This window comes from Vibrio ostreae (assembly GCF_019226825.1).
GTDB classification, from domain to species: Bacteria; Pseudomonadota; Gammaproteobacteria; order Enterobacterales; family Vibrionaceae; genus Vibrio; species Vibrio ostreae.
The window spans coordinates 330,301-343,287 of sequence record NZ_CP076642.1 but is presented as its reverse complement, the minus strand read 5'-3'; the positions used below and the strand labels follow the sequence as shown (position 1 = coordinate 343,287).

12 protein-coding genes are annotated in these 12,987 nt (G+C 48.3%); 6 read left to right on the top strand and 6 right to left on the bottom strand.

Annotation, left to right across the window (positions count from 1 at the left end; translation table 11 throughout):
- Positions 1-11: 11 nt before the first annotated feature.
- Together KNV97_RS01585 and KNV97_RS01580 are read right to left on the bottom strand one after the other, a co-directional pair.
- Complete coding sequence (locus tag KNV97_RS01585) at positions 12-800, bottom strand: lipase family protein (protein ID WP_218561943.1); 789 nt, start codon at positions 798-800, stop codon at positions 12-14.
- A gap of 172 nt (positions 801-972) precedes the next feature.
- A complete protein-coding gene (locus KNV97_RS01580; RefSeq protein ID WP_136485723.1) occupies positions 973-1,608 on the bottom strand; it encodes a hypothetical protein in 636 nt (211 codons plus the stop codon).
- 583 nt (positions 1,609-2,191) lie between these two features.
- Between KNV97_RS01580 and KNV97_RS01575 the strand changes: the two genes are divergently transcribed.
- Complete coding sequence (locus KNV97_RS01575; RefSeq protein WP_218561942.1) at positions 2,192-2,731, top strand: cytochrome b; 540 nt, start codon at positions 2,192-2,194, stop codon at positions 2,729-2,731.
- Positions 2,728-3,297 carry a YceI family protein gene (locus KNV97_RS01570; protein WP_136485727.1) on the top strand — a complete coding sequence of 190 codons (570 nt, stop codon included), beginning with the start codon at positions 2,728-2,730 and terminating at the stop codon, positions 3,295-3,297. Before KNV97_RS01575 ends, KNV97_RS01570 begins: the two co-directional genes overlap by 4 nt.
- Before the next feature lie 238 nt (positions 3,298-3,535).
- Here the strand turns inward: KNV97_RS01570 and focA are convergent, their stop codons facing one another.
- Positions 3,536-4,990: a formate transporter FocA gene (gene focA / locus KNV97_RS01565; protein ID WP_218561941.1), complete on the bottom strand. Its 1,455-nt coding sequence runs from the start codon at positions 4,988-4,990 to the stop codon at positions 3,536-3,538.
- Positions 4,991-5,212: 222 nt separating this feature from the next.
- Here focA and KNV97_RS01560 point away from each other — a divergent pair, with 222 nt between their 5' ends.
- Together KNV97_RS01560 and KNV97_RS01555 are read left to right on the top strand one after the other, a co-directional pair.
- Complete coding sequence (locus KNV97_RS01560; RefSeq protein WP_136485732.1) at positions 5,213-6,118, top strand: LysR substrate-binding domain-containing protein; 906 nt, start codon at positions 5,213-5,215, stop codon at positions 6,116-6,118.
- Positions 6,119-6,322: 204 nt separating this feature from the next.
- The gene (locus KNV97_RS01555; RefSeq protein ID WP_218561940.1) at positions 6,323-6,805 is read left to right on the top strand and encodes a DUF1097 domain-containing protein; all 483 of its coding nucleotides are present in this window, start codon (positions 6,323-6,325) and stop codon (positions 6,803-6,805) included.
- Between the two features lie 17 nt (positions 6,806-6,822).
- Here the strand turns inward: KNV97_RS01555 and KNV97_RS01550 are convergent, their stop codons facing one another.
- Complete coding sequence (locus KNV97_RS01550) at positions 6,823-8,454, bottom strand: ATP-dependent endonuclease (RefSeq protein ID WP_218561939.1); 1,632 nt, start codon at positions 8,452-8,454, stop codon at positions 6,823-6,825.
- A gap of 334 nt (positions 8,455-8,788) precedes the next feature.
- Here KNV97_RS01550 and KNV97_RS01545 point away from each other — a divergent pair, with 334 nt between their 5' ends.
- Both KNV97_RS01545 and KNV97_RS01540 read left to right on the top strand, forming a co-directional pair.
- Entirely contained in the window at positions 8,789-10,525 is a 1,737-nt protein-coding gene (locus KNV97_RS01545) for a bifunctional metallophosphatase/5'-nucleotidase (RefSeq protein WP_218561938.1), read from the top strand.
- 538 nt (positions 10,526-11,063) lie between these two features.
- Entirely contained in the window at positions 11,064-11,294 is a 231-nt protein-coding gene (locus KNV97_RS01540; RefSeq protein WP_218561937.1) for a hypothetical protein, read from the top strand.
- Between the two features lie 131 nt (positions 11,295-11,425).
- On the opposite strand, the gene KNV97_RS01535 is transcribed toward KNV97_RS01540, so the two are convergent.
- Complete coding sequence (locus KNV97_RS01535) at positions 11,426-11,989, bottom strand: PhnA domain-containing protein (protein WP_168797023.1); 564 nt, start codon at positions 11,987-11,989, stop codon at positions 11,426-11,428.
- 137 nt (positions 11,990-12,126) lie between these two features.
- Positions 12,127-12,921 (bottom strand): M48 family metallopeptidase, encoded by a 795-nt coding sequence (locus KNV97_RS01530; protein WP_136485742.1) that lies wholly within the window; start codon positions 12,919-12,921, stop codon positions 12,127-12,129.
- Positions 12,922-12,987: the final 66 nt, after the last annotated feature.

Sequence of the window (12,987 nt, the reverse complement as noted above, 5' to 3'; positions counted from 1 at the left end):
TGTCGAAGAAATTACCGCTCGTCGAAGAAATCTTTATTGCGGATATAACGGCTCATTAAATGGTATGAGAACGGGCGGATTAACCACGACACCAGCGAACGGCCGAGGCGGATAAAGGTCGGGGTGTTTTCGTAAATTTTGCCGTTATGCAGCCACAACATCTTGCCGACGTGCCAGTAGTACAAAGGAATCGGCGGTAAAAAAGTGACAATATCGAGGTCGCAGCAAACCCGGTAGGTACGATTGGCCAATTGATAGCGTTGATAGAAACGGTAGCCGCCGATAGCGGGCTGACCAAAGGTGACGATGCGTTTGATCGAGAGCGGATAGCGGGTTTCCAGCATATCCGCCAGAACGCATCCGATGGCGCCACCGGAAGAGTGGCCGGTTATGGTTATCCGTTTGCCTTGCTCTATCAGCGGGATCACATAGCTGAGCAGACGCTCAAATACCGACAGACCGAGTTTATCCTTGTTATAGCCAGGCTGGCTTTCCTGACACATCAAATAATGAAAACCGGCATGGATCGGATAGTTGAGCCCTAAATGGCGGGTGTGTTTTTTCCACATGGCCAGGTTAAGTAACCAGTCTGCGACAGAGTGAGAACCTTTGATGACGACAATCGCTTCTTCATCCCGCTTACTCCACAGCACTCGCATCATGACTTTACCGTGCCGGTTGTAAATGATCCGTTGTCCGTTCGGATCAAACCCATAATTGGTCTGTTTGAACACCCGTGGATAGGCAAGGTTACACAGAACGGCGTAGCGTTCATATTGATAGCGCTTGAGGCTTTTCACTTTGCTTCGGCGATAATGACAGTTCGACTCACTATGCGTGACAAGTGTGAAACTTGTGTGAAAGATGCCACCTCCGGGGCGGCGGTCTCACGGGCAAACCTGACTTCAAAGTAAACAGAATGCTAACAGAAACACGGATACTAATCGTGGCACCTGAGGACGTAACGCACGGTTACGCCCATTGTAGGACTGCATATAGCTGGATATATTTTCTCACCAGTTGCTGATTATTTGAGCGCTTGAGAGGATGACCAAACTTTACGTAACAGGGGCTGATATTGAAATGGTGATCTAAAGCCTGGGTCAGTTGTGATTCGCTCTCATATAAAGTAATGCCCTGCGCGCTGTACTCGTCTATTTCATCGGGCAGTTGACCCGTCCACCAGTGCAGCAGTTCCCGGCTGCGATGGCTGCGGCTTATCCAATGGTCGGTCAACAGCAACAGCAGATCATTTGGCTGAATGGCGAAAGCATACTCCTGTTTCCACTGAATGATGTCGTGCATGAGTTTGTCACGACAGGTTTTTCCTGCGCTGACCATGTGATGAGTCAGAACCCAGACCGTGCCTGCGTCGCTGCTGATGCGGTAGTGATGTGGCTGGTCGGTCTGGAGTACAGACTCAATCGGCGCATAATCACACTGGTGACCGAATTCGGTCAGGGTGCGTGCCAGCCTTCGCGCGAAGGCCAGTCCCAGATGATGCTCACTCATTCCCTGATTGTGAATCGTCGGGTAGTGCTTTTCACACAGCTTTAAACAGTCTGTCTGGAACTCATTGACACTTTGGGTAAGAATGTCCAGTAACAAGTAGTTGTTCTCCTTTACGAAAGCACAGCTAGACTACCACAGTTCCGTATAGTCAATAGTGACAATCCATCACTTCTTGATCTTTTGCCGCTTTATCCATTGTGCTGTAAAGCGTTTGATTAATAATTGACCGACTCGTTGTTATTCCAGATGGGCTATGTGCCATGAGTGAGCCATCCAAAAGCCAACTCTGGTGTCGTAAGGTCAGCTCCCTTAAATCATACTGACGCCTGATAAAGACGCTCACGTCATAACGAAAAATGTGCACACAGAGTTTCACATTATCATTGTTTGTCAGAGTTTGTTACAAATAACCAACCTGGTTTCATCAAAGTAAAGACACATGATACGAATGATGGCGAGGCGATGAAAAAATCAGCGGCAATGAATTAAGTCTATCATTTTGAAATAAAAAGTGATTTCATGGTGTGGTGCGATGGCCCTTTTACTTCAAATAAATTGAACGACTACATCAAAGTACCTGTCTATTCGTGACCCTAATATTCAGAAATACTCTGTTGCGAATATGTTGTAGTTCACTGATTGGGCTATTTTATTCTGATTACCAGTAAAGAGAGACGAAATGAGTACTGAAGTAACCCATTACAACCGAACCTTACAGATAATTCACTGGCTGTCTGCTATCGTCGTGATAGGGATGTTTGCGGCGGGGATCTGGATGGTGGACCTGTCTTACTACAGTACGTGGTATCAGGAAGCCCCACATCTGCACAAATCGGTAGGTATCTTACTGGCGGCCCTGACTATGTTCCGTATTGTCTGGAAAGCAGTGACGCTGTCACCAAAAATAGACGGTGCAGCCTGGGAAAAAGTGTCAGCAAAATTGGCGCATGGCTTTATTTATCTGGACTTAATCGTTCTCTTTGTCTCCGGGTACCTTATTTCGACTGAAGACGGACGCGGTATTGACGTATTCAACTGGTTCTCGGTTCCTGGTGCTGGCGCCCTGTTCGACGGGCAGTCAGATTTGGCCGGGTTAATCCATGTTTATGCAGCTTGGACGCTGATCGGGGTAGCGGTACTACACGCACTGGCAGCATTGAAGCACCATTTTATCAATAAAGATAATACGCTACGCAAAATGATAGGAGCATCAAAATGAAAAAGACGTTATTGGCATCTGGCCTGGCACTGGCTATGGCACTACCATTCGGTGCAAGCGCAGCGGACTACGTGATTGACACGAAAGGCGCTCACGCGTCAATCAACTTCAAAGTCAGCCACCTGGGTTACAGCTTTACTATGGGGCGTTTCAACACATTCAGTGGCGAATTCTCTTACGATCCCGCCAACGTTGAAGCATCAAAAGTGTCGGTAACAGTCGATACGACCAGCTTGGATTCTAACCACGCAGAGCGTGACAAGCACATTCGCAGCGCAGATTTCATTGATGCATCAAAATACTCAACAGCGACATTCACCAGTACCAAAGTGGTTGATAAAGGTGACGGCAAACTGGCTGTAACCGGTGACCTGACTCTGCATGGTCAAACCAAACCAATCACTATCGATGCTGAATTCATCGGTGCGGGTCAAGACCCTTGGGGTGGTGAGCGTGCTGGTTTTGCCGGTACGACACGTCTTGAGTTGAAAGACTTCAACATCGCCGAGATGGGACCAACCACATACGCGGACATGCAACTTTACATCGAAGGTGTGAAGCAGTAATCGTCTGATCACTCAGAGTTGCCATTAAGGTGATTTACGCGTATTTCAAAGCGAGTGACGTGAAATAAAGGCGACTGACGTGAAATAAAGACTAACGCAAATGTAAGATAAAGCCCCTGACGGGGCTTTTTTGTGTAATTTCACACTCATCAAAAAAACTTAAGCTGTCTATCAGCTATTAGTTTAGTAACGATGCGCAGTCTATTAGGCGCGTGCTAACGTTTGCTGTTCGTTAAGGTCATCTTTGCGGGGGGTGATTATGTTTATCTTCAAGTGCGAATGTTTCACTGTAGACCGGACGCAGCGCTGCGAGCACATCGTTGCGCTCCAGAATACCGACAAACTGACCGTTTTCCAGTACTGGCAACATATGGGGTTTACTGACTTTCATGCTTTTGGCGCGTTCTTCGACCGACAGTGAATTAAACTGGGTTGCAATGCCCATATTGGTTGTCGGGAAGAGCTGCTGTTTATCGATACAGAAGAACTCAACCACATCAACCAGTTTGTCGTGAACATCAATAGCAATCACATCGCGAGTCATCAAATCCACTACGGTCTGCTCTGCGCTTGGTAGATAATCCTGACACCAAAGGTCGACCATGATGTCATGGGCTGAAATCACGCCAACCAAGCGGCCATGTTGATCCAGCACCGGCGCGCTGTTCAAATTGTGTCTGACTAACGTTTCAATAGCAGCAGGTGTTGTAACGTCAGTTGTCAGTGTGACTGGTTTGACGTTCATCATCTCTTTAATGGTAGTTTTATGTTTCATAGTAATGGCCTTATCTGACGCGAGTACGGTGGTGTTCGTGATAGTAGCGATAGGAGTGGGAGCAGAATGAGGGCGGCGATAGATAAACCAGTTAGACAAGCCGACTAACACTGCACCGCCGACAATATTGCCCAGAGTCACCGGGATCAGGTTAGCGCTGATGAAGTTGCTAATATTCAGATCCGCATATTGCGCTGAGTCGACGCCCAGATGCTGCCAGAAACTGTCTGGTGCAAAAGCATGGATGGTGATGCCAAGTGGAATCATAAACATGTTAGCGACACAGTGTTCAAAGCCACTGGAGACAAACATGGCAACCGGCATGATTGTCATCACGGCTTTGGTCATCGCATTCGCGGAGCTGAATGTCAGCCAGATAGCGAGACACACTAATAAGTTACAAAGCACACCAAGAGCAAAGGCTTCCAATAGGGTATGGTGCAATTTGTGCTGAGCGATATTGAGCGCATTCAGCCCCCATTGACCATGGTCCATTTGATAAAGTCCGGCAGCGCTGACCAGCAGTAGCAGGAAAGAAGCACCGATAAAGTTACCGATATAAACCTTGCCCCAGATAGAAAGCATTTTCCCAAAACTTATTTGCTTGTTGGCCCAGGAGATACTCGACAACACTGAGCTGGTAAATAATTCACCACCGCAAATCACAATAAGAATCAGGCCCATACTGAAGGCGACTCCGCCGGCCAGCCGGCTCAGTCCCCAACCAGCACCCTCACTGCCGGTGGTGACGGTAATGTAAAACAGAAAGGCCAGGCCGATGAACGCGCCGGCCATCATCGCCAGGCTCAGCGTCATACCACTGGTCTTTTTGGCTTTACTTAGCGCGAATTTTTCTGCCTCAGCCATCATTTCGTATGGCGAAAAATAGTTTTGGTTATCGGAATATGCAGTCGACATCTTAACTCCCTAATACAATCAATATTCAGCGGCAACCTAAGTTACCGTGCCAATAAACCACACACGGAGTGTGCAATAGTGGGGAGAGTAAGGCTCAGGCTAGGTTAGGTAAAATTGATAATTCTCAATACCCTTATAAATTGCACTGATATAGTGATCGCATCAGTGAAGTAAAACTGTTTGCTCATGACTGGAAAGCCATTTAGAGAGATAGGAATATCAATGCGGTACTCATTAAAACAATTAGCAGTATTTGATGCGGTGGCCGACTTCGGCAGTGTCAGTATGGCGGCCGATAAGCTTGCGCTGACGCAATCTGCAACCAGTATGTCGTTGGCTCAGCTTGAAAAAATGCTCGGGCGTCCGCTCTTTGAACGTCAAGGGAAACAGATGGCGCTGACCCACTGGGGAATGTGGCTCAGACCTAAAGCCAAGACGCTGCTGCAAGACGCACAGCGGATTGAAATGGGGTTTTATGATCAGCATTTGTTGAGTGGCGTGATTCGCCTCGGGGCCAGTCAGACTCCGGCTGAACATTTAGTCCCCGATCTCATCAGTATTATTGATAGTGATTTTCCTGAGATTCGGATCGAACTCGGGGTACGAAGAACCCAGGCAGTGATCAGTGGTGTTCTTGATTATCAGTACGATCTGGGCATCATCGAGGGACGTTGTGATGACAACCGTATCCAACAGGAAGTGTGGTGCCGGGACCATCTGATCGTCGTTGCGGCTGCGCATCATCCTTATGCCAAACACTCTGAAGTGAGCCTGGCGCAGCTTGAGCAGGCCAAGTGGGTGTTAAGGGAACCCGGTTCCGGCACCCGGCGAACGTTTGACAGTTGTGTACATAATCTGATGACAGAGCTCAATGTATGGCGTGAGTATGAACATGTACCAGTGCTGAGATCTCTGGTGGCTCAGGGCTCGTATCTCAGTTGTTTGCCGTATCTGGATGTTGAAAAACACATTGAAAGCGGTCACCTGGTCGCACTGAATGTGCCTGAGCTGAAAATGGAGAGAACCTTGTCCTTTGTATGGCGCGCGGATAGGGCGGAGAACCCTCTGGCTGACTGCATCAGACGAGAAGGGTTGCGAATGATGAAAGGGCGTCCTTTGGTGATGTAACCGATGAGATGAGAGCCGAGAGTGACACCGGACGTTAACTTTTCCTGATGGTGTATCGATTGCGTCACACAAAAATAATGAAATAATTTATTGTTACATTATAAGTGTGACAAATGTCTCTTTTGTCCAAAGCGTTTAGCTCTTAGTATTCTGGCTTGATTAACGATGTCACACCCAGCGTGATGTGATTTCTCAGAGGATACTATGAGTACTTTATTTACCATTTCACTGACCACAGGAATCTTATCGGGCATTTGGGGCTGGCTCGCCGTATCACTTGGACTACTGTCCTGGGCAGGCTTTCTGGGTTGTACCAGTTACTTTGCTTCCCCAAAGGAAGGTTTACGTGGTTTGGCTGAGAGCCTGGTGACTAATCTTAGTGGTGTGTTCTGGGCGATGGTGATCATCTATGCGTCAGACTTTCTGAGCCTTGATGTTTTGGGTTACGCTGTCACTGCGCTGATCGCATTCTTTATGTGTATTCAGGCCAAAAAGCAGTGGCTGGCATACATCCCCGGAACATTTATCGGTTCGGCAGCAACATTTGCTGCTCATGGTGAATGGAAAATTGTGATTCCCTCACTGCTGCTCGGTGGCGTCTTCGGTTATCTAATGAAAAGCAGCGGTGTCTGGTTACACCGCCGCGCGCAATACGCATCAGCGCACTCGACTCGTCAGTCAGCCTGAGGCTGTTTTGCTTTACGTTATGTATTCCCGTTTGCCATGGTAATAACCCGTTTTAAGGTCCAGCGCAGTAACACGGGAATACAATCCACGCCGTTCTCCTCACAGTGGGAGACAATAGCCAGCGCCAGATCAGGCTTGGCATGTTTTTTCAGTACTCTGGTAACGACTTTCTTGGCCGGAATTGGATGGTCATGGGGGATTTTCACCATGTCTTTAAAGAAGAATTCGAAACCGTGAGCATAGAGAAAATGCTCAATATCCCGATCCGGTAATTCGGTGAGGCGATGACGTTCCTGGTCATGGCCCAACATCCCCTGAACCGTTGCCGCGTACTTTTTACCGGCGGCATCGCCATCAGTGACGACGTGCCATTCGATACCAAAGGCTTTGGCCACCTTGATTAAAGATTTCAGCCCCGACTGAGCAAACTCAATAATCTGCACACCTTCTGCCGCCAGGTTATAGCCGCATTGGCGCGCCAGTTCGCTGAATAACCATACTTCAGTTTCACCTTCGACCAGCAGCCAGCAACGGGCAAATAATGCGCCGGAGCGATGGAAACGAATGTGAAAGCCGATGCGGCGCAGTTCATCCTGGCCTAAACCTTTGACCGGCATGCTGGTGGCGACGGTGCGGTCGGACTTTCTCACCAGGCGGCGAATCGAATGCAGCGGTACCGAGCCGAGCAGGTCGCCACTGTTCGTGGTGAGGATCTTCTGCATTGGCAGCAGGGCCAGTAAGCTCCACGCGCGGGCGAGGTGTGTCGGGTGCAGACGGCCCTCAGGATCTTCAATGATCAGAATCGGACGCGCAAAACGCCGCAGCTGATGGGGCCCCTTGGCCTGCAGATAGGCGTTCAATAAACCCAGTAGCAGCAAACGAGTCTGGCGGTTTTTGGTTTCATCAACAATTTGAGTCAGATTTTTTTCATTGGTTGGTGTGCCGTAAACCAGGCTTTCCCGCTCTCGGCGCGGATTTTTGCGCCCCTGATCTTTGAAGGAGAAATAGTGCTCTACCAGAGCGTGCATCGCATTGAGGCTACTGCGCATTTCACCTTTATTGACATGACCGGGAATCGCCATCAAACGCCGGCAAGTATTATTGATACGCTTTTCCACCCGGGAGTTTACATCGTGCTTGTTATCAAACGGACGCTCAAACTGACGGGAATCGCGCAGGCGGATGACAGGATGTAAGGTCATCAATTCTTTAGCGAGGTTTTCCGGATGATGAATCGCGATAGGATTGCCATCCAAATCGAGGAATGCGTAGTCAGTGGTAATATTATATTGCACCCGTGAGCCGCTGATGCGATAGATAATCCGGCTCTGGCCCTCCTCATTTTCGCGCCACACCGGTTTGAGACTGCGGTAACGGCCGGCTTTAGGCTCCTTGCGGTCCGAGGCGATAAAACTGAGAATGATCTGGATGTCCTGGGTCTGCGGGTGCGAGATAGAATAGTCGACGTGAAAGTCCTGCAATTCGAACTTATATGGTTCGCCATTGGCTGGCATCATCACCGCAAGTGCGTCGAGCAGCGACGATTTACCCCAGGTATTTTCACCGATCAAAGTGGTAAGGTCATCGAATGTGAGCGATAAACGACGAATGCCACGAAAACCTGATACTTCAATTCGCTCTAAATGCATAGGCTCAACTTCCTTGCTAGATGTTCGTGTTGAGTTCTTTTGTTAAAGAATAAAGGAAAAAGCGTGTTTCGGCCGATGGATACTTCACAAACTCGTTGCAATAGTTAAATAAATGCTTGAAGCAGAATAAAAATTTTCTGTTTTTGTTGCCTAAAACCTATCGATGGTTGTAGTCCTCTGCCTGATTTCCTCCCTGTTTACATCACTTTATACGCGTTAAATGTGATGTACGTCTAAGTGGGTAAGTTTCTTTTCAAAGCCATTTCATAAAAGTCACGTTTCTGTCATGATCACATGGCTAGGATGAAAGAGAGAAAAAAGAGATAAAAATGATATGAATAAAACAAAAGAGATAACGTCCGTCACTCTGGCTCACATCAACGATACCCATTCTTACTTCGAACCAACCTCTCTGCAGCTGACTCTGGAAATCCAGGGTAATAAAATGATGCCTTTCGTCAGTGCGGGCGGTTTTGCCCGCATTGCGACCCGAATTCATCAGTTGCGGGAGGATGCTAAGCGCATGCAACGCAGCTTTTTGTTTGTCCATGCCGGCGACTGTTTTCAGGGTACGCTCTATTTTTCCCTATTCAAAGGCAAAGCCAACGCCGACATGCTCAATGCTCTGAACATTGACGCGATGACCCTCGGCAATCATGAATTGGATATGGGCAACGAACCGGTCGCGCAATTTGCCGAGCGAATCAACTTTCCGTTGCTGGCCGGTAACTGGGATTTATCGGCAGAGCGAGCCAACAAGGCCCATCGTCTGTCTGAGAACCGCAAAGTAAAAGCGTACGATACTGCACGCCGTTGCGCGAACTGGATTACTAAGCCTGCCGGAGATTCCCAGGTTGCACTGTTTGGATTGTCGCTGGATAAAATGGCCGATATCGCCAACCCGGACAGTGATACTCCGTTTGTTGATGCCTTAGAGACTGCGCGGAACACCATTGATGAAATTCATCGTGCTGGCATCAATAAAATTATCCTGGTCAGCCATCTGGGCTATCAGGCCGATAAAGAACTGGCGGCAAAGGTCGATGGCATCAGCCTGATTGTAGGCGGCCACAGTCATGTGTTACAGGGTGACTTTAGTGCGCTGGGATTATCTCGTGAAGAGGCGTATGGTCAGCATATCAATGAGACCTACGTGGTTCAGGCTGGTTTACATGCGCTGTCGCTTGGTCACTGTCATATCGATTTTGATGAGCAGGGTAAGGTGGTCAGTTTTCAGGGGCGTAATGAGCTGTTGTTGGGCCGTCGTCTGTTCCTGGATGCGAGTATGAATGAAGCTGGCAGTGATTCAGCGCACCTTGAAGCCTGCGAATGGGTCAACAACCATCCCAACGTGGTGGTATGTAAAAAAGATCCAGAGGTGCAGGGCATTCTGCTCAACAAATACATTCCCCGCGTACGCGAGTTGCAGAATCAGGTGGTAGCGCAAGCATCACACACGCGCCGCCACGTACGCATTCCTGATGATGAGGGCCCCAGCCAGCTGGCACCCCTGGTGGCGCAATCCTTTGTGCATGCGATGCAAAGCCGCGGATATCCGGTTCAGTTTGCTATCCATAATGCCGGAGGTGTACGTACTTCAATCCTGCCCGGCAAGGTAACAGTGGCAGATATTGCCGGGAAGCTGTTGCCGTTTGCCGTTCCTATCGGGGTCTATCACGTCAGCGGGCAAACCATTGCCGATACGCTGGAAGGGGCGATCAACAATGCGATTAACAACGGCGTCGAAGGAACCGGCTCCGGCAGCTATCCTTATACCTGTCATCTCAAGTTTGATTACGATGCGGAAAAACCGAAAGGCGAGCGCATCAGCCAGCTTAAAATTTTGTTGGGCAGCGAATGGCAAACTGTTGAAGCCCATCAATATTATTGTGGAACGTCGTCCGCTTATACCATGAAAGGCAAAGAGGGCTATGACGCTTTGCTGAACATGAAAGATGAAGGGATAGTGACCAATGTGTCGATGGCCGATGCCTTTATTGAAGTCCTGACTGACTACCCTGATCTACTCAGTCACCATTCGCAGGCGGCGTTGACCAGCAGCTCCCGCTAATGTGGCACACTCTTTGCTCCAGATTATAAGGACTCTGTTTCCAGGTCGACAACGTACCGGAGGAAAGGATGTGGGGTAAAGATTGGTTTGATGCCGCGGTCGTGGCAGCCTGGGTTGGCGTGTGGTCCGTACTTGTCTACGTACTGCCCTTAGCCGGGATATAAGAAAAAGGAGCGCGATTGCGCTCCTTTTTGCTTTCGGACACCGGACGTTATTTAACCGCGCAATATCTGTCAGTATGCAGCTCGTCCAGGTTAGATAGGGTCAAACCATTCTTGTATCAAATTGATATAATTAAGTTGACTAAATCTTATCATTTTTTCATGATTATATCAGTCTGATATAAAGTTGCTAAGGACGTTTAATGGATGAGTAGTTCAGAGCCTTTGAAAATTGCGGAATTTCCGCTTACACCAAAATCAGCAAAACGTATCCTAAGAGACCTGGCGGAAAGTCATACAGCCCGGGTGAAGTTTTCAAACACGCAAGGGAAAGGTTGCTAGAGCGCAAAATCACGATTCAACAGGTTTTGTGTGTTTTGAAAAGTACATCTAATCGTTTTCATGAAGGCCCTTATCAAACCGAAAAAGGTGAAACCTCGATTCCTAAAAACGTCGACGCGACGATGCGGCAACTCTTTTTAGAGTCAATCGATGAAGACAGTAACCTGGGGTTACTGCTGCAAAAACTGGCCGTTGCTGAAGCAGAAGTGATGATGACAGACATTGTACTCGAAGAGCGCGACAATCATTGGTTGAAAGCTTGCTAATGGCTGAAACAGATAAGCTGAATGCGTGACAGCAAAGCGCAAAAAAAAAAAGAGCCTTTGAAAGGCTCTTTTTTGCATTCTGTGAATTTAACGGATTAATCTTCCAAGAACATTAATCTGACCACTCAGACTTATTTCTTACGGCAGTACTCGGCAATGATGAACATTGACTGGCCGTTGACCTTGCCTGAAACGTGCTTAGGATCGTCGCTCAGGCTAATGCCACGAACGACAGTGCCTTGTTTGATCACCATAGAAGAGCCTTTCACCGGCAGGTCTTTGATTACCGTTACGTCGTCACCTTTTTTCAGCTCAACGCCGTTCACATCACGCGGTTTTTCAGCGTCGTCGTCCAGGCCGATTTCTGCCCATTTCTGGGTTTCTTCGTCCAGGTACATCATTTCCAGCAGGTCCTGAGCCCAGCTTTCTGCTGACAAGCGCTTTAGTTGACGCCATGCCAGTACCTGAACCGGCTGCACCTGGCTCCACATGCTGTCATTCAGACAACGCCAGTGGTTTACATCTACTGTCTCTGGCTCTTCAATCTGACCTTTACATGTATCACACAGCATAACCGCGTGATCGACAGTGATTTGAGTATGCGGCGCCACCACGAAAGGAGACAGTGAAGATTGGGCTGCACAAAGTTCACATTTAGATTCGCAGCGCTCAAGTAGTGTTGCTTCAGTAGACATAAGTCCCACCTTATAAATTTTAGTAAGCGCGTATTATCCACGTTACACACAAGAAAGAAAGGGATATTCTGACTTACACTTAAAATCAGTGGGTTATTTACCGATAATTGCTGATAAATAACCCACAATCGCTGTAATTAAGCACTGCCACAGTTAGGACGCGGGGTCGAAAAAGCGGGCATCGACTGGATTTTAGCCGTCAGGTCTTTAATTCGGGTATTGTGTGAAGGGTGGGTAGAGAGCAGTTCAGGCGGTTGACCGCCACCTGAGGCTTTATCCATATTTTTCCACAGTTCAATACTCTGCTTAGGATCAAAACCAGCCTTGGCCATCAATTCCAGGCCTACAATATCGGCTTCAGACTCCTGCGAGCGGCCATAAGGCAGTATTACGCCATATTGCACACCCAGGCCGAGCGCGGCCATGGTTGCTTCTTTATATTGAGCATACTGGGTAGAACCGATCGCAACATCGGTAATTTGCATGCCGACATTGGCTAACTGGGTTTGGGACAGGCGTTCGTTACTATGGTTGGCGAGGACGTGGGAGACTTCATGACCCAGCACGGTCGCCAGTTGATCTTCATTAACTGCGACTTTCAACAGACCGGAATAAACGCCGATCTTACCGCCCGGCAGGGCAAATGCGTTAACTTCATCACTGTTGAATACCACCACTTCCCAGTTATCAAAGCCACTTTGTTTAGGGATCTGGCGGGTAATCGCGTTAGCCACACACTGTACATACGCATTGGTTTTTGCGTCCTGATTAATTGGCACTTCCTGCTTCATCTGGCTAAATGACTGGTCACCCAGGCTGGTCATATCCTGGCTGGAAAAAAGTAGCAGTTGGTTACGCCCGGTTGGTGATGCCGAGCAGGCTGTTAAACCGATAACAGCCAGCGCACAGCAGGCTTTGGTCCATGAACGCATTGGAGTCTCCCGATCAAAACAACACGAATAAAATGTGATAGATTTAAATCCTAACATGACGCAAGA